We start from the raw sequence: 25,104 nt of genomic DNA, 5'->3' as shown, positions 1-25,104 counted from the left end.
CGCACCCGTTTTTGTCCGCCGCCGTCCGATGTCGCTGCTCCGTGTCGCGTTGATCCTGCTGGTCGTGGTGGCCAGCACCGTGGTGCACGTCGTGCCCCTGCTGGTCGTGGCCCTGGTCAAGGCCATGCTGCCGTCGCAGCGCCTGCGCCTGGCCTGCAACTCGCTGCTGACCGGCATCGCCGAGAGCTGGATCGCGCTCAACACCTGGCTGCTGGGCCGCTACACCGGCACGCGCGTGGAGGTGAGCGGCGTCGAGGCCGTGCAGCTCGACGGCCATTACCTGGTGCTGGCCAACCACCAGAGCTGGGTCGACATCCTGGTGCTGCAGAAAGTGTTCAACCGCCGCATCCCGCTGCTGCGCTTCTTCCTCAAGCGGCAGCTGTTCTGGGTGCCGCTGCTGGGCCTGGCCTGGTGGGCGCTGGATTTCCCCTTCATGGGCCGCCACACCCGCGCCGAGATCGCCCGCAATCCGGAGCTGGGCCGCCGCGACATGGAGGCCACGCGCCGGGCCTGCGAGAAGTTCCGCTCGATTCCGGTGTCGGTGATGAACTTCGTGGAAGGCACGCGCTTCACCGATGAAAAGCACGCGCGGCAGTCCTCGCCGTACCGCCACCTGCTCAAGCCCAAGGCCGGCGGCGTGGCCTACGTACTCGATGCCATGGGCGATGCGCTGCACGGCCTGCTGGACGTCACCATCGCCTATCCGGGCGGACGTCCGACCATGATCGACCTGATGGCCGGGCGCGTGCCCCTGATCCGCGTGTCGGTGCGCACGCGGGAACTGCCTGCCGCGCTGCTGGCGCAGGGCGAGGACGGCGAGCGCGCCGCCCGGGCCCGCTTCCAGCAATGGATGAACGGCCTGTGGCAGGACAAGGACGCGGAGATGGCGCGCCTGCTGGACGCCCGCTGACGTCCCGCGGTGTCGACGCCCGGCCCCCGCGTTATCGCCATGGACACACGATGGCCGGAGGATGCGATGGCGCACTACCTGATCTATTTCAACCGCGAGTGGGTAGGCGAACGCAGCGAGGCCTGGATCCGCGAGCGCGCGCCGCTGGCGCAGGCCGCCGTCGACGAGATGCGTGCGGCCGGCGTCTGCGTCTACGCCGCCGGACTGGATGACGCAGGCACGTTCAGCGTCTCGCCGGCGGACGACGGCACGGTGGCCTTCGGCGATGGCCGTCATGCTCCGCATGCGCAGTGGCTGGGCGGCTTCACCGTCATCGACGTGGAGGACCTGGCTGCGGCGCGGCGCTGGGCCGCGCGCCTGGCCCGGGCCTGCGGCTGGCCGCAGGAGGTCTGCCGGCTGGTGCCGGAGCTGGAAGACGCCGGGCCGGGAGCCTGACGACGCGTCAGGCGTCGCGCGCCGCCTCCAGCATCGCCTGGAAATCCGCTTCCTCGTACAGGGGCCGGATTTCGATCTCGCTGGGGCCGGGCATCGGATTGGGGCAGCGCTTCACCCACGCGACCGCCTCGTCCATGTCCTCGACCTCCCACAGCCAGTAGCCCGCCACCAGTTCGCGCGTCTCGGTGAAGGGGCCGTCGGTCACCGTGCGACGCGTGCCATCGAAGGCCACGCGCTTGCCGGCCGAGCTCGGCCGAAGCCCGTCGCCGGCCTGCATGATCCCGGCCTCGAGCAGCTGTTCGTTGAACCGGCCCATCGCCTCGAACAGGTCCGCGGTCGGCAGCACGCCGCGCTCGCTGTCTTCCGTTGCTTTCACCAGCACCATCACCCGCATCTCGCGTCTCCTCCTGTGCGGCCACCACGACGGCGGCCTCCATGCGGACGACGGTCGACGGGCCGCCGTTTCGACACCGGCGCCGGCGCATGAGCGCACCTTCACCGTCCGCCGCCTATCCTGCGGACATGCAGCAGCTTGCGCCCGATTTCTGGAACATCCGCGGCCCCCACCGCATCGGCGGCGTGCTGGACGTGGGCACCCACATGTCGGTGGTGCGTCGCCGCAACGGCCGCTTCGTGGTGGTCGACGGTTGCCCGCTCGCCGATGCGCAGCGCGAGGCGCTGCTGGCGCTGACGGGGAAGGGCGCGCTGGTGGAAGCGGTGGTACATGTGCATCCCTTCCACACGCTGCATGTCGAAGACACGCAGCGGCTGTTTCCGGCCGCCACGCTGTACGGCACCGCGCGCCATCGCCGCCAGGCGCCGGCACTCCCCTGGGCGGGCGAGCCGGTGGAAGCCTGGGGCGAAGACCATCCGCTCGCCGACCTGTTCGACCTCTCGGTGCCCGGCGGCGTGGACTTCGTCTGTCCCGACGAGCGCGTGCACGTGGCTTCGGTCCTGGTGCGCGCCCGCGGCAGCGGCATCGTGCATGTCGACGACACCCTCAACGTCCTCGCCGCGCCCGGCGCGCTGCGGCGCCTGCTGCCGCAGTCCGCGCTGCGCATGCATCCCATGCTCGGTCGTGCGCTCAGGCCGCAGGCCGGGGCGGCCGATGCCTACGCGGCGTGGGCCCGCGCGCTCGCGGGGCGCTGGGCCGATACGCATGTGGTCTGCGCCGCGCATTCGGCGGTGCGGAAGCTGCCCGAAGGCGGCTTCGCGCGCGAGATCGAAGCGGCGCTCGGCAAGGTCTCGCGCACCCTGGACCGCCACCGCGCCAGGTACGGCTGACGCCGCGCCGCAGGCAGGCTAGCTCCAGCCGGGGTGCTTCGCGGCCTGTTCGATCCAGGCGGCCACCTCGGGCGCGCGCGCCTCGTCGAGGGAGCGGATCTTCACGTAGCGCGAGCCTTCGCCGAGCGGTGGTGGTGGATCGAACTTCGCGCCCGCGAAAAACACCAGGTTCACCGACACGTCGTAGGCCACCATCTCGATGATCCAGCCGCGGCCGGGCAGGCCGTAGTGGGCCTTCTTCCACTTCACCGCGTACTGCAGGCCGGGGATGGTCTTGCGGATCAGGCCATCGAGATGGGCGACGACCGGCTGCAGGTCCGGCATCGTCTGCTTGAGCCAGGCGCCGACCTCGGCATGGTCGCTGGACGGCTCGGGGGGCTTGCGGGTGGACGTCGCCTTGCGTGCCATCGGCATGTCGCGTTCCTCCTTCGCTGTGTGCGGTTGCGCCTCCATGGGACTTGCAGGTCGCGCAGCAGCCGCGCGGGCAGGCTAGGCCCGCGCGGGCACGGGCGCAAGCCGCGGGTCAGTCCCCGCTTTCGGACTCGCGGACCACGGTCATGTCGCCGCAGCGTTCGCCGCGTGCGAGCTTCCAGCCCGGCTTCAGCGCCAGCGTCCATCCATCGCCCGACAGCGCGCTGCGGTCGGCGGGCAGCGCCACCGTCGCGCGCTTGCGGTCGGCGTGGACCAGGGCCACGCCGCCATCGACCACCAGTTCGCCCCAGGCATCGCCCAGTCGCAGGGTCGGGTACACCGTGCCCACGTCGTCCAGCGCCGCCAGGGTTTGCGGATTGAACTGGAACGAGGGACGCGAGAGCGGCAGCACCAGCACCGGACCCTCGACCAGCTGCTTGCGCCAGGTCTCCTGGCGCGCGCTGCGTTCGCGTTCCCGCGCCTGTTCGGCATCGCGCAGCGTGCCGTCGGGGTCGTAGCGGCGCCCGCGCGCGGCAAGGTCCGCGCCGTCATCCGGGTCGATCCGCAACGCGCTGGCCAGGAGCGCGCCAAGGTCGGCGTCGGTGCCGAGCCGCCCGCGCCAGCCGGGATCGGCGTCATCGAGCAGCAGGCCGTAGGCCGGGCCGCTGGCATAGGCGAACGAACGCACGAAGCTTGGCGCGTCGAGAAAGCGCGCCAGCGCGTACACCGCATAGGCGCGCCGCTGCTCGGCGTGGACCAGCCCGGTGCGCACACCGCTGTATTCGGGCAGGCCTTCGTTGATCTCGAGCGCGGACTCGTCCGCGGCCGCATCGGCGGACACGCGCCTGCGCGCCTGCCGGAATGCCAGCGCATCGGCCACGTGGTCGCGACGCGCGGCAGCCGTATCGGCCAGGAGGGCCCGCGCCAGCGCCCGCCACTCCAGCTGCAGCAGGTAGCGGCCGTCGAAGCCGTCGAGGTGGCGGTTGCCGGCCTCGCCGCGCGCCAGGCCGAGGCCCGGCTGGACGCGGTGGAACATCTCGTGGCCAAGGAACACCCGCAGCAGCGCGGGTTCCATCGGCAGCGGCCAGACCAGCTGTGTCCAGGCCGTGCCCGACCACTCCAGCCGGGTATTGGCCATCATCGTTCCGGCGGGCAGTTCGCCGGTCCAGACGCCATCGCCGGCTTGCAGCACGCCGCCCGGATCGGCCTGGTTGGCGATCACGCGGCGGTCCGCCGGATCGACGATCATGATCGGACCGCACAGCGACTGGCCCCAGAGTGCGCCGGCGTCGCGCTCGCACAGGCTGCGCGCTTCCTGGAAGACGAATCCGGCCATCGCCGGATCGGGCGCGGCCTGCAGCGCAGGCGCGGCGAATACGGCCAGGCCCAGGCAGGCCCGGCACCACACGCGGAACAACGCGACACCCATGGCCTTGCGTCCTGCAGGGAAGGGAGCTCCAGCCTAGCGCGGCGCATGCCGGTTGGCCCCCTGCCGGAATGCATGGACTGCATCCACTTCACGCAGCGGCGGGAACAATGCGTGCGCCCAGTCGGAGAGCCGTCCCGTGCAAAACCCGATCAGTGCGCGTCACGACGCCGCGCAAGCATCGCTGCCCAATACCGCCGCGCTGCGGCTGCGCCTCGGGCGTGCACGATTGCGTGCGGACGCCGCGTTCTCGAGCACCGGGCTGCTGGCGCTGGCCGGCCTTCTGGCCGCCACCCTGCTGTCGACCGCGGCGATCGTCGCGGTCGCCACCCGCAAGCTGCCGGCCGGCGCGATGCCGGCCGGGATGAAACGGCGGCGCTAGCCGGCCGGCTGCGCCTCCGCGGCCAGCGGTTCGCCCGCCAGCTCGGCGATCAGCGCCGCCACGCCGCGCGGATCCTCCTGCTGGGCGACGTGGCCACCGGGGAAGGTGCGGATGGTCCAGCCGCGGGCCTTGGCGTTCTGCCAGCTGCGATCCTTCCGCGCGCGCTCCTCGACCGACTGGTCGGCGGGCACGAAGGCCACGTAGCTCACCGGTAGCGCCAGCGCGGCGGGATTGCGGTAGCGCACCGGCTGGCTGAAGCACTTCACCGAATGCTTGACGCTGTAGGGTGGCTTGTCGCCCGGCTTGACCCACGGCACCTGCATGAAGCCGTCCTTGAACCGCTCCGGATCCTGGCCGCCGCCCTCGAACAGGTCCCAGATCGACTGTCCGTCCCCGGGCACCGCCGCATCCAGGAACACCACGTGCCGGAGCCGCTCGGGGATGCGGTCCATCACCCCGGTGATCACCATGCCGCCGTAGCTGTGGCCGGTCAGTACCACGTCGTGCAGGTCCTCGAACAGGATCAGGTTGACCACGTCGTTGATGTGCGTCTCCAGATCGATCTCGGTGCTGTTGAGGTGCTCGCGCTCGCCCAGGCCGGTGAGGGTGGGGCGGTACACCGTGTGGCCGGCGTCGACCAGGAACTGGCCGGTGCGCTTCCACTCCCAGCCGCCGGCGGTCGCGCCATGGACCATGACGAAGGTCTGCTTCGCGGCCGCGACCGCGGGCAGCAGCAGGCAGGCCGCGCAGAGCAGCAGGGCGAACAGCGGTCGGAGACGAGGGTGCATGGGTCGTTCCTGCAGGGCGCGCCGGGCGCGGAGCGCGACAGCGTGCCACGCGGGCGGGCACCAGGACGGCGCGATTCCATAAAACGATCACGACATTCCGCGACTGGATCGCGCATGCGCGCCTCAGTCCGGTTCGACCGGACCGCGACGCATGGCGAGTCGGGGCGCCGGGCGGTCCGCTGCGCAGCGCCGGGCGACCGGCGTTACGCTGTCCCCATGGACGCGATGCCCCCGAGTCGGCTGCAGCTGCCGCGCGGCCCCTGGTCCAGCGTGCTCGAAGCGCTGTGCGCACGGTTCCCGCAGGTGGACGAAGCGACATGGCGCAGCCGCTTCGCGCGTGGACGCGTGCAGGATGCGCAGGGTCGCCCGATCGACATCGCGGCTGCCTATCGTGCCGGGCTGGAAGTGCGCTACTTCCGCGAGGTGGAGGACGAACGGCCGATCCCCCAGGCCGAGTCCGTGCTGCATGCCGATGACCACCTGGTGGTGGCCTGGAAGCCGCCGTTCCTGCCGGTGGCGCCGACCGGCGCCTACGTGCGCGAGACCCTGCTCACCCGCCTGGTCGCGCGGCTCGGCAACCGGGCGCTGGTCCCGCTGCACCGCATCGATCGCGATACCTCGGGGCTGGTGCTGTTCTCGGCCGACCCGGCCAGCCGCGCGCGCTACCACGCGCTGTTCAGCGGGCGCCGCATCCGCAAGCACTACCTGGCGCTGGCGCCGCCGCTGCCGACGCTGTCGTCTCCATATCGCCATCGCAGCCGGCTCGCGCCCGGCGAGCCGTTCTTCCGCATGCGCGAGGTGCCGGGCGAGGCCAACAGCGAGACCGTGATCGAGCCGATCGACCGCGGCGACGCCAACTGGACCTACCGGCTCGAGCCGGTGACCGGGCGCAAGCACCAGTTGCGCGTGCACATGGCCGCGCTGGGCGTGCCGATCCTGCACGATCGCCTGTATCCCGAGCTGCAGCCGCAGGCACCCGACGATGCGGATCGCCCGCTGCGGCTGTGCGCCCATTCGCTCGCATTCGATGATCCGCTGACCGGCGAACCACGGCGTTTCACCGTCGAGCCGGGCTTCGACGTGCCCTGACCGGCGTGGTGGCATCGACAATCCGGCACCACGATCGTCGCGCACGCGAAGATGCGGCTTCCAGCGGCACGTCGCAGGCCGTGAGACAGGCGCCGGGACACTGACTCCCGGCTCCGGGACAGTCCTGCCGGCACCGCTCCGGTACGATTCCGGGCCTGTCGACGCCTCCGCAAAGGAATGCCGTGACTCCCATCATCTCCATCCGCAACCTGGGCAAGACCTACCAGAGCGGCTTCCAGGCGCTGGGCTCGATCGACCTCGACATCCGCAAGGGCGAGATCCTGGCCCTGCTGGGGCCCAACGGCGCGGGCAAGACCACACTGATCAGCATCGTCTGCGGCATCGTCAATCCCAGCCGAGGCGAGGTGACTGTCGCCGGCTACGACATCGTGCGCGACTACCGCGCGGCGCGCAGCCTGATCGGCCTGGTGCCGCAGGAGCTGTCCACCGACGCGTTCGAGACGGTGTGGGCGACGGTGAAGTTCAGCCGCGGCCTGTTCGGTCGCAAGCCCGATCCGGCCTACCTGGAGAAGGTGCTGCGCGAGCTGTCGCTGTGGGACAAGAAGGACAGCAGGATCATGACCCTGTCCGGCGGCATGAAGCGCCGCGTGCTCATCGCCAAGGCGCTGGCGCATGAGCCGGAGATCCTGTTCCTGGACGAGCCCACCGCCGGCGTGGACGTCGAACTGCGGCGCGACATGTGGGCCTTGGTGCGGCGGCTGCGCGAGGACGGCGTCACCATCATCCTCACCACCCACTACATCGAGGAGGCCGAAGAGATGGCCGACCGCATCGGCGTGATCGACAAGGGCGCGCTGGTGGTGGTGGAGGACAAGCACGTGCTGATGCGCAAGCTCGGCAAGAAGCAGCTCACGCTGACCCTGCCCGCGCCGCTTGCCGCCGTGCCGGCCGGGCTGGCCGGGCTGCCGCTGGAGCTGGCCGACGACGGCCACGCCCTGGTCTACACCTTCGATTCGCAGACCGAGGACACCGGCATCGCCGGGCTGCTGCGCCGGCTGGACGAGCAGGGCATCGAGTTCAGGGACCTGCACTCGAGCGAGAGCTCGCTGGAGGAGATCTTCGTCGGCCTGGTGCACGGCGACCGGGAGGCGCGCGCATGAACTGGCACGCGATCCGCGCCATCTACCGCTTCGAGATGGCCCGCACCTTCCGCACCATCACCCAGTCGATCGCCTCGCCGGTGCTCTCGACGTCGCTGTACTTCGTGGTGTTCGGCGCGGCCATCGGCTCGCGCATGGGCGAGATCGACGGCGTGAGCTACGGGGCCTTCATCATTCCCGGCCTGATCATGCTGTCGCTGCTCAACGAGAGCATCTCCAACGCCTCGTTCGGCATCTACATGCCAAAGTGGGCGGGAACGATCTACGAACTGCTGTCCGCGCCGGTGTCCTGGGTGGAGGTGGTGATCGGCTACGTCGGCGCGGCGGCGACCAAGTCGCTGATGCTGGGCCTGCTGATCCTGGTCACGGCTCGGGTGTTCGTGCCCTACGAGATCGCGCACCCGCTGTGGATGCTGGGCTTCCTGCTGCTCACCGCGGTCAGCTTCAGCCTGTTCGGCTTCATCATCGGGCTGTGGGCCGACGACTTCCAGAAGCTGCAGGTGATCCCGCTGATGGTGGTCACGCCGCTCACCTTCCTCGGCGGCGCGTTCTACTCGATCTCGATGCTGCCGCCGGTGTGGCAGAAGATCACCCTGTTCAACCCGGTGGTCTACCTGATCAGCGGCTTCCGCTGGAGCTTCTACGGCACGGCCGACGTGGACGTGGGCATCAGCATGGCCGCGATCCTGGGCTTCCTGGCGGCCTGCCTCGCGGTGGTGTGGTGGATCTTCCGCAGCGGCTGGAAGCTGCGCAACTGAGGCAGCGATTGCCTGCGACCAGCCGGGAAGGAGCGCGGCGCGCCGGTCACGTCTCGCCCCTGCGACCCTGCCGCGATGGAACCTGGCCCCGGCGGGCTTCCGCCGCCGGTCGCCGCCCGCATACCATCGACCATCGCCGCAGCGGGAATCCCATGAAGGTCGTCCACTCGCCACTGCACCGCCGCCACCAGGGGGGCCTGGAACTGCACCGCGCCGAGCTGGTGCCGAGCTTCGAGTGTCCCGAGCGCGCCGATTACATCCGCGACGCGCTCGCGGAAGCGGGCCACGCGTTCGTCGAGCCACGCCGCTACGATCCAGGCGTCCTGCTCGGTGTGCACGAGGCGGGCCTGGTCGACTTCCTGCGCACCGCGTATGCGCGCTGGCAGGCCGAGGGACGTGGCGGCTCGATGCTGCCCAGCGGTTTTCCCGCGCGCGGCCTGCGTCGCGACCGGGTGCCGGAGGGCATCAACGGCGCGATGGGCTACTACGCGTTCGACGCGGGCAGTCCGATCGTCGAAGGGACCTGGGAGGCCGCGTTCGCGGCCGCGCAGTGCGCGCTGACCGCCGCCGAGCTGGTGGCCGAGGGCGAGCGGGCGGCCTATGCCCTGTGCCGCCCGCCGGGCCACCACGCCGCGCGCGGCAGTTATGGCGGCTACTGCTACCTCAACCATGCGGCGCTGGCCGTGCAGCGGCTGCGCGACCGCGGCATCGGGCGCGTCGCCCTGGTGGACGTGGACTACCACCACGGCAACGGCAGCCAGGACATCTTCTGGGAGCGGAGCGACGTGCTGTTCGTTTCGATCCACGGCACGCCGGACACCGAGTACCCGTACTTCCTCGGCTACGCCGACGAGCGCGGGGCGGGGGCGGGCGAGGGCTTCACGCTCAACCTGCCGCTGCCGCGCGGGACCGGCTGGGACGGGTACGCGCAGGCCCTGGATGTGGCGCTCCAGGCGGTCTCCGATTTCGACGCCGGCGCGCTCGTCGTCTCGCTGGGCGTGGATACCTACGAGGGCGACCCGATCAGCGCCTTCCGCCTGGACGCCGGCTGTTTCCCGATGATCGGCGCCCGGCTGGCGGCCTTGGGCCTGCCCACGGTGCTGGTCCAGGAAGGCGGCTACGCGGTGGCGGAGATCGGGACCAACGTGGCCGGGGTGCTCGGCGCGTTCAAGTAGCGCGCTGCGCCGGCGGCTGCGCGCCCTCGCGCAGGACCGTGCGGTTGCGGCCCGCGTGCTTGGCCTCGTACATCGCCCCATCGGCACGCGCCAGCCAGTCGCTGGCCGATTCCCCGGGCAGGAAGGGAGCGGCGCCGATGGAGATGGTGACCGGCCGTCCCCGGCAGGCCACCTCGCGTTCCACCGCCTGGCGCAGCTTGCCCGCCACTTCGCGCAGGGCATCCACCCCGGCGCCCGGAAGCAGCACGCTGAACTCCTCGCCGCCGGTGCGGAAGAAGCGGTCGTCGGTCCGCGTATTGGCCCGCACCACGTCGGCGACCCGCACCAGCACCTCGTCCCCCGCTTCATGGCCGAAATCGTCGTTGATCGACTTGAAGTGGTCGATGTCGAACACCAGCAGGCCCAGCGGCTGGCCGGAGCGCAGGCTGGCGGTCATCGCGATGCGCAGTTCCACCTCCATGCCGCGACGGTTGCTGGCACCGGTCAGCGGATCGCGCAGGGCGATCGCCTCCAGCTGCAGCCGCTGCATCTGCGCGCGGGAGGCGAACACGAACGAGAACAGGCTCACCACCGTGGCCGTGGCGACGAAGGCGAGCTTGGTCGACAGGCCGGGCAGGGCGGTGTCGCTGAGCGCGATGCCGACGATCGCGAGCGTCGAGATCAGCAGCGAGGTGGCGCGGCCGTTGAGCAGGAAGTTGGCCACCAGCACCGGATAGACCCACAGCACGCCGGAGAAGTCGGCGATATGGGCGACCGCCACGCAGCCGATCGAATAGGTGGCCGCCAGGAAGGTCGCCGCCCCGGCGGTGCGCCCGGTCCGCCATGCGTAGGCGGCGCCGGCGCCGATGCACAGCAGGATCGCCAGGTCCACGATGCCGGTCAGGGGCTGGCCCTGCAGGAAGCGCCGGATCGCGAAGGGCGTCACCCCCAGCGCGGTGATCGCGGCGAACAGGGTGATGAGCGCAAGATGGAAGTCGGACCTGATCCTCTCTTTCACTCGGCTGTTCCGAATCAGCGGACCTAGCGTCCGTCCTCCGGCCGCGCGACTGCCACGGCCTCCCTGCGCGCAGGCTAAGCGGAGCGGATGCGGAGGTGCGTGAACGCGGTCGCACCCGGCGGCCGCGCCCCCGACTGCGTTAACCTGCATCGATGCAGCCCGACCACATCGTTGCCCTGTTCGACCAGCAGGCCGCCGGCTACGACCGCCAGTGGGCCGGGACCGCGCCGATCCGCGACTGCCTCTACCTGCTGCTGGAGCCGCTGCTCGCCGGGTTGCCGGCCGACGCGCGCCTGCTGTGCGTCGGCGCCGGCACCGGGCAGGAGATCGCGCACCTGGCGCGACGTTTCCCGGGCTGGCGCTTCACCGCGGTGGAGCCCTCGGGTGCGATGCTCGAGGCCTGCCGGCAGCGCGCCGCGGCCGAGGGCTTCGCCGACCGCTGCGACGTCCACCACGGCTTCCTGGAATCGCTTCCGGCGGGCGCGCCGTTCGACGCGGCCACCTGCTTCCTGGTCTCGCAGTTCATCGTCGATGCGCGGCAGCGGGCGGACTTCTTCGCCGGGATCGCGGCACGCATGCGCGACGGCGGCCTGCTGGCCAGCTCCGACCTCGCCGCGGACACCTCGTCCGCGGCCTACGAGGTGCTGCTGCCGGCGTGGACGCGGATGATGGCGGCGGCCGACGTGCCTGCCGATGCCATCGCGCGCATCCGCAGGGCCTACGAAACCGACGTGGCCGTGCTGCCGCCCGAACGCGTGGCCGCACTCATCGCGGCAGGCGGATTCGCGCCGCCCGTGCGGTTCTTCCAGGCCGGACTGATCCACGCCTGGATCTCGCGCCGCACGGCGGGGGACTGATTCTTCCGCCTGGCGGGCGCGCCGTGCGCCGGTGCCGCCGGCTCAGGCGGTTGCCGCGGCCGCCACCCGCACGCGCGGGGTGAGCGCAATATTGCTGCGATCGCTCATCAGCTGCAGTTCGCCGTCCTGGATCATCGCGGTCAGCCGCATCCCGCGCTCGAGCAGGCTGGTGATCGCCTCCACGTCCTCCGCCGCCAGGTCGATCACGGTAAGGTTGCGGAAGCGCGCCAGCGTTGACGCGACCTTGCTCCACCAGACCTCCGACGCACCACCGCCGTAGTTGACCACCACGACGTGCCGGGCGCGCGCACAGGCCTTGCGGATGCGGCTTTCGTCGGGCTGTCCGAGGTCGATCCAGCGCTCGATGTCGCCGGTGTAGTCGCGCTGCCACAGGTCCGCGTCCTCGTCGCTGCTGAGGCCGCGGCCGAACTCCAGCCGCTCGTGCGCGTACAGGGCGAAGGCGACCAGCCGCACCATCAGCCGCTGCGGCGTCTCGGACGGATGCTGGGCCAGGGTCAGGTTGTGGCTGGCGTAGTAGTGCCGGTCCATGTCGCTGACCTGCAGCTCCACCTTGTAGATGGTCGAATTGGGAGCCATGGGTCGCGGGTCCGGGGAAAGGGTGCGATTGTACGGGTTGGCGCCTGGCGCGCCTTCGGCGCTGCCCGCGTTCAGCGGTACTCGTCCGAGCCCTGCACCCAGAGGAACGACTGCACGTCGATCATGTCGCGGGGCCTGAGGTCGCGCAGGTCGCGGGCGACCACGCCGGCGAAGTCGAGCAGCGCCGCATACACGTCCCAGGACGGGCGAGACTGGTAGGGCAGTGGGTAACCATAGGCGCGGGCCGCAGCGCGGATGGTGTTGGGCTTCATGAACATGTGCCGGTCGGGCTGGGCGATGAAGCCGAACACCGTCACCAGCGGCCAGGTCAGCACGCGCGTCTGCCTGCGGGGCAGGCCGTCGATGGCCTCGACCCAGCGCTCGAAGCGCCGTTCCGGTCCGCCGCGTCCGTGCAGCCAGTCGTACAGCCCATGAGCGAACCGCTCCGCCCCGTCCGGGCTGCGCAGCGCGTCGCGCAGCGCCATCTTCTCGAACGAGAACAGCATGCTGTGGCGCGAGCGCTGCTCGACCCGCATCGCACGCGAGGCGACCTCCATCGCCTTGCCCTCGCGCAGCAGGCGGCGGAAGGTAGCCTGCGGCAGCGCCTCGCGCCAGCGCCGGTGGGATTCGACCTTGTAGTCGCGTTCCCAGTCCAGGTAGGTCGGGTCGCGGAAGCCGTTGGGGAACTGGCGCAGGAAGCGGCGGCGGCAACGCGCGGCGCCGGGGTATGCGGTCTCATCCTGGTCCGTCTTGTGCGCCATCGGCCCCTGTCTAGCATCGCGGCGCTCACGACCGCGTGCAGGCCCCGCGCGCGGCGCCTGCGAGCGATCATCAAACCGGCAAGCCGCGGGTGCGGATTGCGATGGGTCCGCGCCGCGCGCCGTGCAATCATCCGGCTTGCCTGCATCCCGGGTCGCCGCCGCGCGCCGCCGGCCCGGGCGGCCCTCTGCATGGCGTTCACATCGAGGAGAACCGGATGGACTTTCCGCTGCGCGCGGTCGCCCGCGCCCTTGCACTTTCGCTGCTGGTCGCCACCGCGCCGCTGGCGGCCCGGCAGGACGGTCGCGCCGCGGAGCCCACTTCCGCCGAACAGCTCGCGCAGGCGCTGGTCGCGCAGCTCGACACCGACGAGAAGCTCGCCCAGCTGCTCAACACCGCGCCCGCCATCCCGCGCCTGGGCGTGCCGGCCTACAACTGGTGGACCGAATCGCTGCACGGCGCGATGGGCTCGCTGCCCACGACCAACTTCCCCGAGCCGATCGGGCTGGCGGCCAGCTTCGACGACGGGCTGGTGCAGCGCGTGGCCGGCGTGATCAGCCGCGAGGTGCGCGGCCTGCACGCGCTGGCGCGGCAGACCGGCCGGACCGGCCGCATCGGCACCGGCCTCGATACCTGGTCGCCCAACATCAACATCTTCCGCGACCCGCGCTGGGGCCGCGGCCAGGAAACCTATGGCGAGGATCCGTTCCTCACCGCGCGCATGGGCGTGGCCTACGTGCGCGGCATGCAGGGCGGCGATCCTGAGCGGATCGACGTGGTCGCCACGCCCAAGCACTACGCGGTGCACAGCGGGCCGGAATCGACCCGCCACGAGGCCAACGTGTTCGTCTCGCGACGCGACCTCGAGGACACCTACCTGCCTGCGTTCCGCGCGGCCGTGGTGGAGGGCGGTGCGGCCTCGATCATGTGCGCCTACAACCGCGTCGACGGCCAGCCGGCCTGCGCCAGCGACCTGCTGCTGAAGGACTACCTGCGCGGCGCCTGGGGCTTCAAGGGCTACGTGGTGTCGGACTGCGACGCGGTCACCGACATCCGCAAGCACCACCACTTCGCCCCCGATGCCGCCAGCGCGGTCGCCGCGGCCATGCGCGCCGGCGTGGACAACGAGTGCAACGGCGCCACGCTCACCGATACCGACGGACTGGCCGGGCCTTACCGCGAGGCGCTGGCGCGCGGCCTGCTGACGATGGCCGACATCGATCGCGCCCTGGTGCGGCTGTTCGCCGCGCGCTACCGCACCGGCGATCTGGCCGGGCTGCGCCCGCTGTCCACCGACACCATTTCGCCCGCCGATGTCGGCGCGCCCGCCCACGGCGAACTCGCGCTGGAGGCGGCCGAAAAGAGCCTGGTGCTGCTGAAGAACGACGGCCTGCTGCCGCTGCGCGCCGATGCGCGCATCGCGGTGATCGGCCCGCTCGGCGACGCCACGCGCGTGCTGCGCGGCAACTATTCCTCGCCGCAGTCCGCGCCGCCGGTGTCCGTGCTCGAGGGCCTGCGCCGCGCGATGCCGCGGGCCGAGGTGCGCCATGCCGCCTTCGGCGAGACCTTCACCGATGGCGATCCGGTCCCGACCAGCGCGCTGCGCACGCCCGACGGCGCGCCCGGCCTGCTGGCGCGCTACTACAACGCCGCCGCCGTGCCGCCCGCGCGTTTCGCGCCGGGCGAGCTGGACGCCTGGATCGCGCGCACCGGCTTCGAGGCCGAGCCGGTGGTGACGCGGGTCGAGGCCGACGTCAACTCGCGCAGTCTCGACCTCGCCCAGGTCCGCGACGTGCACCGTGTGGAATGGACCGGCTACCTCGTCCCGCCGGAGACCGGCAGCTACCGCCTCGGCATCGGCGGGTTCAATGGCGAGATGGAATTCGACGGCAAACCCTTCGTCGACCTGCGCGGCGCGTCCTGGAACAGCCTGCCGACCATGCGCACGGTGCGGCTCGAAGGCGGGCGCCGGTACCCGATCAAGGTCACCACCGAGGCGCGCATCCTGACCGGCATCGGCATGCTGTGGAAGCGGGTGTCCGAAACCCCGCTCGAGGACATGCGCGCCGTGGCCACGGACAGCGACGTGCTGGTGGCGGTGGTCGGGCTCACCTCGGACCTCGAGGCCGAGGAAGCGCCGATCGAGGTGCCGGGATTCAAGGGCGGCGACAAGACCTCGCTCGACCTGCTGGCCGACCAGCAGGCCCTGCTCGACGCGGTGCGCGCCACGGGCAAGCCGCTGGTGGTGGTGCTGATGAACGGCAGCCAGGTCAACCTGGCCTGGGCGAAGCAGCACGCCAACGCCATCATCGAAGCCTGGTATCCGGGCCAGTCGGGCGGGCTGGCGGTGGCCAGGGTGCTGTCGGGCGAGACCAGTCCCGCCGGACGCCTGCCGCTGACCTTCTACCGCTCGGTCGACGACCTGCCGCCTTTCGGCGACTACGACATGCGCGGGCGCACCTACCGCTATTTCGAAGGCACGCCTGTCTATCCGTTCGGCCACGGGCTGAGCTACACGCGCTTCGACTACGCACCGCTGCAGCTGGCGCCGGCCCGCGGCGGGGCGGGCGAGGGCCTGCGCGTGCGCACCCGCTTGCGCAACGTCGGCGAGCGCGCCGGCGACGAGGTCGCCCAGCTGTACCTCGACTTCCCCGACGTCGAAGGCGTGCCGCGCATCGCGCTGCGCGGGTTCCGGCGCGTGCCGCTCGCGCCCGGCGAAGAACGCGAGGTCGAGTTCGCGCTCGATCCGCGCGACCTGAGCGCCGTGGATGCCGAGGGCGAGCGCCTGGTGCTCCCCGGGCGCTATCGCGTGTGGGTCGGCTCGGGACAGCCGGGGGACGGCATCGCCGGCCAGTGGGCCGAGTTCAGCGTGGCGCAGGCGCGGCCAGTCGAACGCTGAGCGCGGTCAGAAGCGCTCGCCGACCGGCAGGTAGCGCCAGCTGCCCGCCGGCATCTTGGCCAGCGGGATGCGGCCGATCCGGATGCGGCGGATCGACACCGCCTCGAGGCCCGCCTGCGCGCACATGTCGCGCAGCTGGCCGTCGCGCACCGCCTTGATCGCGAAGCGCAGGCGGGTCTCGTTCTGCCAGCTCACCTTGCAAGGGGGCAGGGGGCGGCCCTGGTAGCGCATGCCGTGGGCGAGTCGGCCGAGCGTCCAGGGTCCGGTCGACCCCGCGACCTCGACCACGTACTCGTGTTCGATCGCGTCGCCGTCCTCGACCAGGCGCCGGCGCACCCGGCCGTCCTGGCTGAACACCATCAGGCCGCTGGCCTCGCGCTCCAGCGGCGCCAGCGGCACCAGCCGCTGGAAATGCAGGCCGAGCAGGCGCACGCCGCTGGCGTCCCCGGTCCAGTGCGTGTCCGGCGCGACCAGTCCGACGGCGGGATGCGGGCCGGACAGCGGATCCACTCCGGCCGGCTTGTGCAGCAGGATCGTCGCCGGCTCGTTGGCCTGCGCGCGCGCGTGCGGATCGATCTCCACCGTTTCCTGGCCGACCAGCCGGGCGGGATCCTCGACCACGCGGCCGTCCACCCGCACCCAGCCGCCCTGCACGTACTGTTCGGCCTCGGCGCGCGAGCAGCGCGCCAGTTCGGCCACGCGCCTGGCCAGTCGTACCGGATCGGACATGTCGTCGTGAGGAGAGGCGGAGGCGCGCAGTGTATCGTTCGCGCACCCTGGCGCGCCGGCGGCGCCGCGCGGCGCACCGGCGCGCCGCTTTCCACAGCCCGAGGTGCCATGAAAATTCCGGCCGGCCTGCAGCCGCTGATCGACGACGGCGTGATCGACGCCGTCCTGCGCCCGCTCAAGAGCGGCAAGGAGGCGGCCGTGTACGTGGTGCGCTCGGGCGACGAGATCCGCTGCGCCAAGGTGTACAAGGACATGGCGCAGCGCAGCTTCCAGCAGCGCGTGCAGTACCAGGAAGGGCGCAAGGTGCGCGGCAGCCGCGAGGCGCGCGCGATCGGCAAGGCCACCCGCTATGGCCGCAGGCAGCAGGAGACGGCCTGGAAGAACGCCGAGGTCGATGCGCTGTACCAGCTGCGCGATGCCGGCGTGCGCGTGCCCGAGCCGCACGGCTATTTCCACGGCGTGCTGGTGATGGAACTGGTGGTCGATGCCGACGGGCATTCGGCACCGCGGCTGGCCGAGGTGGAACTGTCGCCGCTGCAGGCGCGCGGTTTCCACCGCTTCCTGGTGCGACAGGTGGTGCGCATGCTCTGCGCCGGGCTGGTGCACGGCGACCTGTCGCCCTACAACGTGCTGGTCGCCGCCGACGGCCCGGTGGTGATCGACTTCCCGCAGGTGGTCAGCGCCGCAGGCAACAATGCCGCGCGGACCATGCTGCTGCGCGACGTGAACAACATCACCGCCTGCCTCGGCGGCTGGGCGCCGGAACTGCTCGACACCTGGTACGGCGAGGAGATGTGGGCCCTGTACGAGGCCGGCGAACTGCGCCCGGACAGCGAACTCACCGGCACCTTCGCGCACGACGAATCGATGCCGGACCTCGAGGGCGTGCGCGATGCGATCCGCGATGCGCGCGAGGAGGCGCTGATCCGGCAGCAGGGCCGCGAGGCTGCCGAGCAGGATCCGGACTGAGCTTCGTCCGCAAGTGCGATGCCGGGCGACGCGAGCCGCCCGGCATGCAGGTGGATCAGGCGCCCTTGCGCGCCAGATAGCCGTGCATCTTCAGCCAGCTCACCCAGGCTTCGAACCAGCCGGTGCTGGTGGTGTCCTTGGGATACATGCCGAAGCCGTGGCCGCCCTGCTCGTAGTAGTGGAACTCCACCGGGCGGCCGGCCTTCTGCCAGCTTTCCACCAGGCCGAAGCCCGCGTTGGAGAACAGCCCGTCGTCGGCGGCGAGCGCGACGAATGCCGGCGGCGCGTCGGCGGGTACCTCCAGCGCGCTGATCGGCCCGTAGATGTTGCCGATGAAGGCGGGCCTGGCGTCCTCGCCGTGCAGGGCGGTGGTCAGGGTCAGCATCGCGCCGGCCGAGAAGCCGATCATGCCGATGCGGTCCGGATCGATGTTCCACTCACCCGCGCGGCTGCGCACCAGGCGGAAGGCGGCGCGGGCGTCGGCCAGCTGCGGCTCGAGCATCTTCGCCGCGTCGGCCGAACCCGGGTCGCGCGGCGGGCGCGGCCCGGACAGCATCTGCCGGATCGACTGGGCGAAGCCGTCGAGGTCGGCCGGCGTCTGGTTGAGGCGGTACTTGAGCACGAACGCCGACACGCCGCGCTCGGCGAGCGCGCGCGCCACGTCCCAGCCCTCGTTTTCCATGGACAGCGAGCGGAAGCCGCCGCCCGGCGCGACGATGACCGCCGCGCCCGTGGCCTTGGCCGGATCGGCCAGGAACGGCGTCAGCGTGGCGTCGGTGACGTTGCGCGCGAACACGCTGCCGTACTGGCGGTGCCAGGCTTCCTTCTGCTTCGCGTCGGGCAGGGTGCCCGTGTCGAGCGCGATCGCGCCGGGCTGCGCCGGCGTGTCGATCGCGGTCATGGTGTCGTCCTGCGCGATCGCGGCCGGGGCGAGCGCCCAAAGCACGGCGAACATGGCGGCGAGCGACGCGCGGCGGCGCGGGCTCGCGGCACGGGTCGAGCGGGTCTTCGTTGTCATGGAGTCCTCCCTGGGTGCTGCGCCCTGCTGGCGCACGAAGGCGAGGATAGGTCAGCCCGATGGCGCTGGACGCTGCGATCCGGAACTGGACCGGAGCGATCACAGAAGCGGGATGCGGGACGCGCAGGAGCCTTGTTCAACCGTGGCCGGGCGCCGCCACGCCGGCCGCGCCGCTCTCGACCACGTAGCGCGAGAGCGCGTCGTCGAGCCCCGGCATGCAGCATCCGCGCTCGCTGCCGAGCGCGCTGTAGGCGTGCCGCGGCGCCAGCCAGCCGAGTTCGCCCGCCGTGCGGGCGCGCACGCGGGCCGGATCGGCCGTGCCCGCGGCCGCGGCCCGGCAGGCGAGTTCGCTCCAGGTCACCGCCTCGCCATTGCTCAGGTGCCAGAGACCGCACTCGCCACGGTCCGGAATGGCGCGGGCATCCAGTATTGACGGGGCATCGGACGATCAGCCCCGCCGACATCGAGCTCACAGCATCGCGAGCTCCACGTTGCCCAGGTTGCCGCGGTACTCGTCGCGCAGGCGCACCTTGCGCGCCAGGTCGGCGATCACGTATCCGCTGAAGTCCACGCCGGTCAGCTCCTCGGCCATGTTGATGCCGCCGGGCGTGTCCACGTTCACTTCCATCAGCTTGTCGCCGACGATATCCAGGCCGGCCAGGTACATGCCGTCGTGGATCAGCTTGGGCGCCACCAGTTCGGCCAGGCGCAGGGCGTCGGCGTCCGGCTCGGCCAGTTCGATCTTGCCGCCGGCGCTGATGTTGCTGCGCGCATCACCGCTGTCGTTGTAGCGGCGGAAGCAGGCGTAGCGGCCGTCGACCTGCAGCGGGCGCCCGTTGAGCGTGAGCAGGCGCAGGTCACCGTCGGCGGCCTTGGGCAGGTATTCCTGGGCGATGGCGTAACCGTCGCGGATCACCGCGTCGATCATCTGGTTGACGTTGGCGCCGCCGTCGCCATTGACCACGAACACGCCCTGGCCGCCCGAACCCTGCAGCGGCTTGATCACGCCGCGGCCGCCCTGTTCGGCGATGAACGCCTTGATCTCGTCGGCGTCGCGGCTGATGCAGGTCACCGGGCGCACGTCCTCGGGAAAATGCTGGAAGTAGGTCTTGTTGGAGGCGTCGGTCAGGTGGGTGGGATCGTTGAGCACGATCACCCCGCGCTTGACCACCAGCTGCGCGAACAGCAGGGCGCTGTTGGGCGCCCAGGGGCGGTCGACCACTTCCTCGGCCGGGTCGCTGCGCAGCATCAGCACGTCGAGTTCCTCGACGTTGATGCGCTCGACCACGGCCTCCTCGCCGTGCAGCTCGGCCAGCAGCGCCGCGTCGTCGGGGTAGGCGTCGCCCTGCGGCACGTGCGCCTTGGCCCGGACCACGCCGTCGCGGTCGTAGATGAAACCCTCCAGCCCGATCAGCGCCACCGAATGGCCCATGGCCAGGGCACGCCGCGCGAGGCGGATGGTGGTGTAGTTGTCCTGTTCGGTGGCCACGTCGTTGACCACGAAGCCGAGGCGCAAGGGACGTTCGTTCATGCAAGTGGTTCCTGCAGCAGGGGAGCGGGAAGGGAGTGGTGGAAGTCGACCGCGGCGACGCTGCGGCAGCGCTCCAGTGCCTGGGCGAAGCCGGGAGCGCTGGCGTAGCGCGGCAGCAGCCGCGGCGGTGCGGCCCAGCCCTCGTCGATGAGGGCAGCGACGGATTCGCGATGGGCGAGGGCGAACTTGCCGGCGAACAGGATCTCCAGCTCGCCGCCTTCGGCCAGGTCGGCGAGCAGGTCGCAGAGGCCGCGCAGGTACACTGCGTCCTTGGTCAGCCCACCGCCGCGCAGCGCCCGCACCGCCACGTCGAAGGCGTCGTCGGTGGCGAATCCGTGCTGTTCGTGCAGGCAGGCGAAGATCTCCGGGATGCCCTGGCGATGGATCGCCATGTCGGCCGCCACCACGCGCGCGGCCAGGATGCGCAGGCGCTCGCCGGGCAGGTAGCCGGCCAGGTACTCGGCCAGCACGCCGAGTCCTTCCTGCAGCGGGTCGTACTGGGCCAGGCCCACCGCCAGCTGGCGCAGCGGCTGGCGCGCGCCGTTGTAGTGGGTGACTACGTGGGTGCCGATCTCGTGCTGCAGCAGCGGCTGCAGCCGGGCCTCGGGCAGGCGCAGGTCGGCATCGAGGTAGAGCCGGCCATGCGAAACCATCATCAGCGAGCCCACGTCGGCGTTGACGATCACGTCGAGCGCGAAATCGGGGGCGCGCTCGCGATACCACTCCACTTCGCGCTCCACCGCCTCGACCACCGCGTCCACGCCGGTATCGGCCTCCAGCGGCTGGCCGGGCACGACCTCGGCGAGAATGCGGCGGGCCAGGTCCAGCAGCTCCGGCTCGACACCCCCGAACAGGGCGACGCTGGCCTCGGTAAAACCTGCATCGCCGCGCAGCCGCACCAGCTCGAGCGTGCGCGCCAGGTCGACCTGCTTCCCGCCCAGCACCTGCGCCAGCAGCGGAGATTCGATCCGGTCGACCGGCAGGTCGAGCAGGCGGCGGCGCATCGCGTCCAGGTCCAGCACCGGCTCCGGGTAGCGCAACGCGGACACCCGCGTGCGCCCGCTCGCGTCGAACTCGTCCCACAGCGCATCCGTGCCGAGCGGGTTCAGCGCGAGCAGCCAGTCCAGCTCGGCGTCGATCGCCAGAAGCGCCGCATCCACTTCGGCCGCGACCGGGGGCAGGGCTCGCAGCGGCGGCTCGAAACCGTCCACTCAGGCGCGCCGCAGGAAATCCGGGCGCACCGCGTCGACCGCGCCCTGCAGCCCGCGCAGCATCGCCTGCAGCGCGGCGATGTCGGCCTGTCCGGTCCATTCGTCCATGAAGATCTTCTTGTATTCCGGCGAGATCGTGCAGACCCGCTCGCCCCAGCGGGCGTAGACCCACTCGGGGAAGTACCCGCCGGTGGGGAAGCGCACGTTGGCGCGCACGTCCGGCGTGCGGCCCGCGATGGGAACGGCGCGCAGCGCCCCGGCGAACCGCCGGGTCACGTCGCCCCAGCGCTCCGGATCGGCCGTGGTGAGGCCAAGCTCGATGTCCGGATTGCCGGCCTGCGGCGCGCAGGCGGCATCGGCGCCGTCGCGGCGGTGGTTGTAGCTGTGCAGGTCGATCAGCAGCACCGACTGCCAGCGCTCGAGCAGGTGGTCCAGCAGCTCGGCGACCATGGCGTAGAAGCGGTCCCATCGCGCCAGCGAGCGGTCCACCTCGTCCTGGGGCAGCGGTGCATTCCATGCCCGCAGGCCCCAGCAGTGCTCTGGCTGCGCGTACACGGCCAGCTCGCGCGGGCGGTTGAGGTCGACCTCGAAACGCGAGACCGGCACGCGGATGCGCACGTCGCCGACCGTGGTGAGCAGGCCGGTCAGCGGGTCCTCCTCGCGCAGGCGCTCCTGCGGCGACAGCGCCGACAGCGACTGCAGCGAGGACCGCAGCGCGTGGCCGTCGTGGATCGCGGTCGCCACCACCGGCCCGTCCGACAGGGTGATGTCCCAGTCCTCCGCGGGCAGGGCGGGTACGATCTGTTCGCGCGCATCGAACCAGGCCTGCGCGTCGGCCCTTGCCTCGTGATCCATCATGGGAGGCAATGCTGTCAGGGCCGGGATGATCGACCCGTGAGATGCTTGAACGCCGCCCTAACCGGGTTGCCGGAGCCGCCCGTCAGGCTGGTCCTTCCACCCTGGTCAGCTCCGCGGCCAGCGCCACCGCCTCGTCGAAATCGCGCGCCAGCCGGGGCGCGTGCGGGCCGTCGAGCAGCTTCATCTGCCGCACCACGTTGCGCGCCTGCGGCTGCAGGCCGGACATCACCAGGATGATGCCTTCGCGCCGGCAGCGTTCCGCCAGCTTCCTGAGCGCATGGATGCCGCTGGCATCGATCACCGGAACCCGGCGCATGCGCAGGATCAGCACCCGCGGCGGATCGAAGAACTGGTCGAGCAGGTGGTCCAGCCGGCTGGCCACGCCGAAGAACAGGGGCCCCGCGATCTGGTACGCCTCCACGCCGGCGGGCAGCCGGTCGCGCTGGCTGGTCTCGCGCCCGTCCGCCGCCGCGTCGGGCCGCGGGTTCGGGGACTCGCCGGCGCCGGACGAGAGCTCCACCGCTTCGGACATGCGATACATGAACACGAATGCGGCGACGACGACGCCGGCCTGGATGGCGACCGTCAGATCGAACAGGACCGTGAGAAAAAAGGTCAGCAGCAGCACCAGGCGGTCGCCCCAGGGCGCGGACATGGTGCTGCGGAAGTGCTCGGCCTCGCTCATGTTCCAGGCCACCACCAGCAGCACCGCGGCCAGCGCCGCCAGCGGCACGTAGCCCATCAGCGGCGCGAGCAACAGCATGAACAGCAGCAGGAACCCCGCATGCAGCATGCCGGCCACCGGCGTTCGTCCGCCCGAACGGATGTTGGTGGCGGTGCGCGCGATCGCGCCGGTGGCGGGCAGGCCACCGAACAGGGCCGAGCCGACGTTCGCCACGCCCTGCGCCACCAGTTCGCCATTGGAGCGATGGCGCCCCCCCGTCATGCCGTCGGCCACCACCGCCGAGAGCAGCGATTCGACGCCGGCCAGGAACGCGATGGTCAGCGCGCTGGGCAACAGGTCGAAGGTGCGCTCGAACGGGATGTGCGGAAATTCGAAGCTGGGCAGCGACGCCGGCAGCTCGCCGAAACGCGATCCGATGGTTTCCGCCCCCGGGCCCAGGAAGTGGGCCGCGAGGGTGCACACGCACAGCGCGATCAGGAAGCCGGGCCACTTGGGCCGGCGGTGGCGCAGGCCCACGATCACCGCCAGGCCCAGCACGGTCAGCAGCACGGCGGCGGGCTGGGTGGTCGCCAGGTGCGCGCCATAGGCGGTCCAGCGGCCGATGAAGTCCGCCGGCACCTCGCCCATCCGCAGGCCCAGCGCGTCCTTGACCTGGCTGGAGAAGATGCTCACCGCGATGCCCGCGGTGAACCCGGTGATCACCGGCTGCGGCATGTAGCGCATCAGCATGCCCAGGCGCAGCAGGCCGGCGGCGATCAGCAGCAGGCCAGCCATCAGCGTGCACAGGATCAGCCCGCCATAGCCGAACTGCTGGATCACCGCGAACACCACCGGGATGAAGGCGGCGGTCGGACCGCCGATCTGCACCCGCGAGCCGCCCAGGAACGAGATCAGGAAGCCGGCGACGATCGCGGTATGCAGGCCCTTGTCGGGCGTGGTGCCCGAGGCGATCGCCAGCGCCATCGCCAGCGGCAGCGCCACCACGGCCACGGTGAGTCCGGCGATCGCGTCGGCCCGCAGCGCCGACAGGGTGTAGCCCTCGCGCAGCACCGTGAGCAGCTTGGGCTCGAACATCCGCACGTACTCGCGGGCATTGGAGCGTGCCATCGTTCAGGCCTCCGGCGGCGCCTTCAGCCGCACCCCACGGCCCTGGCCGACGCTGGGCTGTCCGTTGCCGATCAGTTCGACCCCGGCCGCTTCCAGCGCCTCGATCACCCGCGTCAGGGTCCCGATCACGCCGCGCACCGTGCCATCGCTGGCTTCCATCCGCTGGATCGTAGGCAGGGACACGCCCGCCATCGCCGCCAGCTGGCGCTGGTCGATGCCGAGCAGGGCCCGGGCGGCCTTGAGCTGCGGCGCGGTGATCACTCGAGTGCCTCCATGGCCCGGCATTATAGCGACTGTACCGTCGAGATGCATGTCCAGACACCCATCAATGATGCTTTGAACATCACGCAGCCGGTTTGTCCCGATGGGCAAACCGTGCGGCATTCGACCGTGCCGCCATCCCACCGCGCCGGCACCCGACTGTGCCACCACCAACGGCGCCGGCATCCGAATGTGCGGTCTCCGGCAGCGACGCCCCGCGGCCCCACGCTTCGCCGCCCTCCGCAACTCACGCGACCAAGACGCGCGGTGCCGCAGGGTCGCGGCTTCGGACCGCAAGGAGCAGCATCGATGGCGACGCGCGACATTCTCAGGACCCTCAAGGCCGAACACGACCAGCTGCGCGACCTGTTCGAGCAGATGGAAGCCACCACCGATCGCGCGGGCAAGAAGCGCGCCGACCTGCTGGGGAAGATCAAGGCCAATCTGCTGCCGCACGCGAAGTGGGAGGAGACGGTGTTCTATCCGATGTTCGCCGAGCGCGCGGACCGCGATGGACTCAAGACCCACGCCGAAGCCGTCGAAGAGCATCGCGCGGTGGAAAAGACCGTGCTGCCGGACGTGCATGCGGCGGAGATCACGACGCCGCAATTCGCCGGACGGGTCAAGGTGTTCGGCGAGATGATCGACCACCACGCCAGCGAGGAAGAGAGCACCATGTTCTCGATGGCGCGCAGGCTGTTCAGCGCCAGGGAGCGCGCGGAGCTCGACGAGGCCTACGAGGCCTGGAAGGCCTCCCCGGCCGCCGCCGCGGTCTCCGCGATGGCGGAAGCCAAGACCGGGGTCAAGGCCACCGTGCGCAAGGTGACGCGACGCGCCGCCTGAGCTT

General features: G+C 71.2%; 27 protein-coding genes. 12 read left to right on the top strand and 15 right to left on the bottom strand.

The features are described 5' to 3' along the window. Positions 1 to 28: 28 nt before the first annotated feature. Both ACFQ2D_RS02450 and ACFQ2D_RS02445 read left to right on the top strand, forming a co-directional pair. Complete coding sequence (locus tag ACFQ2D_RS02450; protein WP_280942008.1) at positions 29 to 910, top strand: acyltransferase; 882 nt, start codon at positions 29 to 31, stop codon at positions 908 to 910. A 39-nt stretch (positions 911 to 949) separates the two neighbouring features. Further along, positions 950 to 1,345, top strand: a complete 396-nt coding sequence (locus tag ACFQ2D_RS02445; protein ID WP_386795515.1) for a YciI family protein — start codon at positions 950 to 952, stop codon at positions 1,343 to 1,345. 7 nt (positions 1,346 to 1,352) lie between these two features. Here ACFQ2D_RS02445 and ACFQ2D_RS02440 read toward each other — a convergent pair whose 3' ends face one another. Further along, a complete protein-coding gene (locus ACFQ2D_RS02440; protein ID WP_280942006.1) occupies positions 1,353 to 1,739 on the bottom strand; it encodes a YciI family protein in 387 nt (128 codons plus the stop codon). 89 nt (positions 1,740 to 1,828) lie between these two features. On the opposite strand from ACFQ2D_RS02440, the gene ACFQ2D_RS02435 reads away from it, so the two are divergent. Continuing rightward, complete coding sequence (locus tag ACFQ2D_RS02435) at positions 1,829 to 2,629, top strand: hypothetical protein (protein WP_280942005.1); 801 nt, start codon at positions 1,829 to 1,831, stop codon at positions 2,627 to 2,629. 18 nt (positions 2,630 to 2,647) lie between these two features. Here the strand turns inward: ACFQ2D_RS02435 and ACFQ2D_RS02430 are convergent, their stop codons facing one another. Together ACFQ2D_RS02430 and ACFQ2D_RS02425 are read right to left on the bottom strand one after the other, a co-directional pair. Continuing rightward, entirely contained in the window at positions 2,648 to 3,043 is a 396-nt protein-coding gene (locus ACFQ2D_RS02430; protein ID WP_280942004.1) for a DUF1801 domain-containing protein, read from the bottom strand. A 109-nt stretch (positions 3,044 to 3,152) separates the two neighbouring features. Next, a complete protein-coding gene (locus tag ACFQ2D_RS02425; RefSeq protein ID WP_280942003.1) occupies positions 3,153 to 4,469 on the bottom strand; it encodes a hypothetical protein in 1,317 nt (438 codons plus the stop codon). Positions 4,470 to 4,605: 136 nt separating this feature from the next. Here ACFQ2D_RS02425 and ACFQ2D_RS02420 point away from each other — a divergent pair, with 136 nt between their 5' ends. Then, entirely contained in the window at positions 4,606 to 4,848 is a 243-nt protein-coding gene (locus ACFQ2D_RS02420; protein WP_280942002.1) for a hypothetical protein, read from the top strand. Here the strand turns inward: ACFQ2D_RS02420 and ACFQ2D_RS02415 are convergent. Beyond that, positions 4,845 to 5,636, bottom strand: a complete 792-nt coding sequence (locus ACFQ2D_RS02415) for an alpha/beta fold hydrolase (protein ID WP_280942001.1) — start codon at positions 5,634 to 5,636, stop codon at positions 4,845 to 4,847. The genes ACFQ2D_RS02420 and ACFQ2D_RS02415 overlap by 4 nt on opposite strands. Positions 5,637 to 5,852: 216 nt before the next feature. On the opposite strand from ACFQ2D_RS02415, the gene ACFQ2D_RS02410 reads away from it, so the two are divergent. From ACFQ2D_RS02410 to ACFQ2D_RS02395, 4 genes are all read left to right on the top strand, one after another. Next, on the top strand, positions 5,853 to 6,725 hold the full coding sequence (locus tag ACFQ2D_RS02410) for a pseudouridine synthase (protein WP_280942000.1): 873 nt from the start codon (positions 5,853 to 5,855) through the stop codon (positions 6,723 to 6,725). A gap of 182 nt (positions 6,726 to 6,907) precedes the next feature. Continuing rightward, entirely contained in the window at positions 6,908 to 7,846 is a 939-nt protein-coding gene (locus ACFQ2D_RS02405) for an ABC transporter ATP-binding protein (protein WP_280941999.1), read from the top strand. Continuing rightward, positions 7,843 to 8,604: an ABC transporter permease gene (locus ACFQ2D_RS02400; protein ID WP_280941998.1), complete on the top strand. Its 762-nt coding sequence runs from the start codon at positions 7,843 to 7,845 to the stop codon at positions 8,602 to 8,604. Before ACFQ2D_RS02405 ends, ACFQ2D_RS02400 begins: the two co-directional genes overlap by 4 nt. 152 nt (positions 8,605 to 8,756) lie before the next feature. Continuing rightward, entirely contained in the window at positions 8,757 to 9,779 is a 1,023-nt protein-coding gene (locus ACFQ2D_RS02395; RefSeq protein ID WP_280941996.1) for a histone deacetylase family protein, read from the top strand. Here the strand turns inward: ACFQ2D_RS02395 and ACFQ2D_RS02390 are convergent. Continuing rightward, entirely contained in the window at positions 9,772 to 10,776 is a 1,005-nt protein-coding gene (locus tag ACFQ2D_RS02390) for a GGDEF domain-containing protein (RefSeq protein ID WP_280941995.1), read from the bottom strand. The genes ACFQ2D_RS02395 and ACFQ2D_RS02390 overlap by 8 nt on opposite strands. A gap of 152 nt (positions 10,777 to 10,928) precedes the next feature. Here ACFQ2D_RS02390 and ACFQ2D_RS02385 point away from each other — a divergent pair, with 152 nt between their 5' ends. Next, complete coding sequence (locus tag ACFQ2D_RS02385) at positions 10,929 to 11,633, top strand: class I SAM-dependent methyltransferase (protein ID WP_280941994.1); 705 nt, start codon at positions 10,929 to 10,931, stop codon at positions 11,631 to 11,633. Positions 11,634 to 11,675: 42 nt separating this feature from the next. On the opposite strand, the gene ACFQ2D_RS02380 is transcribed toward ACFQ2D_RS02385, so the two are convergent. Continuing rightward, positions 11,676 to 12,230 carry a YaeQ family protein gene (locus tag ACFQ2D_RS02380; protein WP_280941993.1) on the bottom strand — a complete coding sequence of 185 codons (555 nt, stop codon included), beginning with the start codon at positions 12,228 to 12,230 and terminating at the stop codon, positions 11,676 to 11,678. 71 nt (positions 12,231 to 12,301) lie between these two features. Then, complete coding sequence (locus ACFQ2D_RS02375; RefSeq protein ID WP_280941992.1) at positions 12,302 to 12,991, bottom strand: hypothetical protein; 690 nt, start codon at positions 12,989 to 12,991, stop codon at positions 12,302 to 12,304. Positions 12,992 to 13,206: 215 nt separating this feature from the next. On the opposite strand from ACFQ2D_RS02375, the gene ACFQ2D_RS02370 reads away from it, so the two are divergent. Then, on the top strand, positions 13,207 to 15,888 hold the full coding sequence (locus ACFQ2D_RS02370) for a glycoside hydrolase family 3 C-terminal domain-containing protein (RefSeq protein ID WP_280941991.1): 2,682 nt from the start codon (positions 13,207 to 13,209) through the stop codon (positions 15,886 to 15,888). A 6-nt stretch (positions 15,889 to 15,894) separates the two neighbouring features. Here the strand turns inward: ACFQ2D_RS02370 and ACFQ2D_RS02365 are convergent, their stop codons facing one another. Continuing rightward, a complete protein-coding gene (locus tag ACFQ2D_RS02365) occupies positions 15,895 to 16,617 on the bottom strand; it encodes an RNA pseudouridine synthase (RefSeq protein ID WP_280941990.1) in 723 nt (240 codons plus the stop codon). A 108-nt stretch (positions 16,618 to 16,725) separates the two neighbouring features. Between ACFQ2D_RS02365 and ACFQ2D_RS02360 the strand changes: the two genes are divergently transcribed. Next, positions 16,726 to 17,586 carry a PA4780 family RIO1-like protein kinase gene (locus ACFQ2D_RS02360; RefSeq protein ID WP_280941989.1) on the top strand — a complete coding sequence of 287 codons (861 nt, stop codon included), beginning with the start codon at positions 16,726 to 16,728 and terminating at the stop codon, positions 17,584 to 17,586. Between the two features lie 55 nt (positions 17,587 to 17,641). Here ACFQ2D_RS02360 and ACFQ2D_RS02355 read toward each other — a convergent pair whose 3' ends face one another. From ACFQ2D_RS02355 to ACFQ2D_RS02325, 7 genes are all read right to left on the bottom strand, one after another. Continuing rightward, positions 17,642 to 18,604 carry an alpha/beta hydrolase gene (locus ACFQ2D_RS02355; protein ID WP_280941988.1) on the bottom strand — a complete coding sequence of 321 codons (963 nt, stop codon included), beginning with the start codon at positions 18,602 to 18,604 and terminating at the stop codon, positions 17,642 to 17,644. A gap of 136 nt (positions 18,605 to 18,740) precedes the next feature. Continuing rightward, positions 18,741 to 18,965 (bottom strand): hypothetical protein, encoded by a 225-nt coding sequence (locus ACFQ2D_RS02350; RefSeq protein WP_342457122.1) that lies wholly within the window; start codon positions 18,963 to 18,965, stop codon positions 18,741 to 18,743. A 108-nt stretch (positions 18,966 to 19,073) separates the two neighbouring features. Continuing rightward, on the bottom strand, positions 19,074 to 20,135 hold the full coding sequence (locus tag ACFQ2D_RS02345; RefSeq protein WP_280941987.1) for an ATP-grasp domain-containing protein: 1,062 nt from the start codon (positions 20,133 to 20,135) through the stop codon (positions 19,074 to 19,076). Further along, a complete protein-coding gene (locus ACFQ2D_RS02340; protein WP_280941986.1) occupies positions 20,132 to 21,346 on the bottom strand; it encodes a tyrosine/phenylalanine carboxypeptidase domain-containing protein in 1,215 nt (404 codons plus the stop codon). Before ACFQ2D_RS02340 ends, ACFQ2D_RS02345 begins: the two co-directional genes overlap by 4 nt. Next, positions 21,347 to 22,204, bottom strand: coding sequence for an N-formylglutamate amidohydrolase (locus tag ACFQ2D_RS02335; protein ID WP_280941985.1), 858 nt, complete (start codon positions 22,202 to 22,204; stop codon positions 21,347 to 21,349). 82 nt (positions 22,205 to 22,286) lie between these two features. After that, a complete protein-coding gene (locus ACFQ2D_RS02330) occupies positions 22,287 to 23,996 on the bottom strand; it encodes a SulP family inorganic anion transporter (RefSeq protein WP_280941984.1) in 1,710 nt (569 codons plus the stop codon). A gap of 3 nt (positions 23,997 to 23,999) precedes the next feature. Further along, a complete protein-coding gene (locus ACFQ2D_RS02325) occupies positions 24,000 to 24,257 on the bottom strand; it encodes a helix-turn-helix domain-containing protein (RefSeq protein ID WP_280941983.1) in 258 nt (85 codons plus the stop codon). 309 nt (positions 24,258 to 24,566) lie between these two features. Here ACFQ2D_RS02325 and ACFQ2D_RS02320 point away from each other — a divergent pair, with 309 nt between their 5' ends. Next, positions 24,567 to 25,100 carry a hemerythrin domain-containing protein gene (locus ACFQ2D_RS02320; protein WP_280941982.1) on the top strand — a complete coding sequence of 178 codons (534 nt, stop codon included), beginning with the start codon at positions 24,567 to 24,569 and terminating at the stop codon, positions 25,098 to 25,100. Positions 25,101 to 25,104: the final 4 nt, after the last annotated feature.

The organism is Luteimonas composti (genome assembly GCF_042678665.1).
Classification (GTDB): Bacteria; Pseudomonadota; Gammaproteobacteria; order Xanthomonadales; family Xanthomonadaceae; genus Luteimonas; species Luteimonas composti.
Note: the sequence above shows the minus strand (reverse complement) of the source record. Positions and strands in the feature narration are given on the sequence as shown.

Bases quoted from the DNA above. Each gene is read 5' to 3' on its own strand.
- ACFQ2D_RS02410 (WP_280942000.1), top strand. From the start codon at position 5,853: ATGGACGCGATGCCCCCGAGTCGGCTGCAGCTGCCGCGCGGCCCCTGG.
- ACFQ2D_RS02400 (WP_280941998.1), top strand. From the start codon at position 7,843: ATGAACTGGCACGCGATCCGCGCCATCTACCGCTTCGAGATGGCCCGC.
- ACFQ2D_RS02435 (WP_280942005.1), top strand. From the start codon at position 1,829: ATGAGCGCACCTTCACCGTCCGCCGCCTATCCTGCGGACATGCAGCAG.
- ACFQ2D_RS02395 (WP_280941996.1), top strand. From the start codon at position 8,757: ATGAAGGTCGTCCACTCGCCACTGCACCGCCGCCACCAGGGGGGCCTG.
- ACFQ2D_RS02440 (WP_280942006.1), bottom strand. From the start codon at position 1,739: ATGCGGGTGATGGTGCTGGTGAAAGCAACGGAAGACAGCGAGCGCGGC.
- ACFQ2D_RS02425 (WP_280942003.1), bottom strand. From the start codon at position 4,469: ATGGGTGTCGCGTTGTTCCGCGTGTGGTGCCGGGCCTGCCTGGGCCTG.
- ACFQ2D_RS02385 (WP_280941994.1), top strand. From the start codon at position 10,929: ATGCAGCCCGACCACATCGTTGCCCTGTTCGACCAGCAGGCCGCCGGC.
- ACFQ2D_RS02345 (WP_280941987.1), bottom strand. From the start codon at position 20,135: ATGAACGAACGTCCCTTGCGCCTCGGCTTCGTGGTCAACGACGTGGCC.
- ACFQ2D_RS02450 (WP_280942008.1), top strand. From the start codon at position 29: ATGTCGCTGCTCCGTGTCGCGTTGATCCTGCTGGTCGTGGTGGCCAGC.
- ACFQ2D_RS02415 (WP_280942001.1), bottom strand. From the start codon at position 5,636: ATGCACCCTCGTCTCCGACCGCTGTTCGCCCTGCTGCTCTGCGCGGCC.
- ACFQ2D_RS02380 (WP_280941993.1), bottom strand. From the start codon at position 12,230: ATGGCTCCCAATTCGACCATCTACAAGGTGGAGCTGCAGGTCAGCGAC.
- ACFQ2D_RS02355 (WP_280941988.1), bottom strand. From the start codon at position 18,604: ATGACAACGAAGACCCGCTCGACCCGTGCCGCGAGCCCGCGCCGCCGC.
- ACFQ2D_RS02445 (WP_386795515.1), top strand. From the start codon at position 950: ATGGACACACGATGGCCGGAGGATGCGATGGCGCACTACCTGATCTAT.
- ACFQ2D_RS02365 (WP_280941990.1), bottom strand. From the start codon at position 16,617: ATGTCCGATCCGGTACGACTGGCCAGGCGCGTGGCCGAACTGGCGCGC.
- ACFQ2D_RS02430 (WP_280942004.1), bottom strand. From the start codon at position 3,043: ATGCCGATGGCACGCAAGGCGACGTCCACCCGCAAGCCCCCCGAGCCG.
- ACFQ2D_RS02375 (WP_280941992.1), bottom strand. From the start codon at position 12,991: ATGGCGCACAAGACGGACCAGGATGAGACCGCATACCCCGGCGCCGCG.
- ACFQ2D_RS02320 (WP_280941982.1), top strand. From the start codon at position 24,567: ATGGCGACGCGCGACATTCTCAGGACCCTCAAGGCCGAACACGACCAG.
- ACFQ2D_RS02330 (WP_280941984.1), bottom strand. From the start codon at position 23,996: ATGGCACGCTCCAATGCCCGCGAGTACGTGCGGATGTTCGAGCCCAAG.
- ACFQ2D_RS02370 (WP_280941991.1), top strand. From the start codon at position 13,207: ATGGACTTTCCGCTGCGCGCGGTCGCCCGCGCCCTTGCACTTTCGCTG.
- ACFQ2D_RS02335 (WP_280941985.1), bottom strand. From the start codon at position 22,204: ATGATGGATCACGAGGCAAGGGCCGACGCGCAGGCCTGGTTCGATGCG.
- ACFQ2D_RS02360 (WP_280941989.1), top strand. From the start codon at position 16,726: ATGAAAATTCCGGCCGGCCTGCAGCCGCTGATCGACGACGGCGTGATC.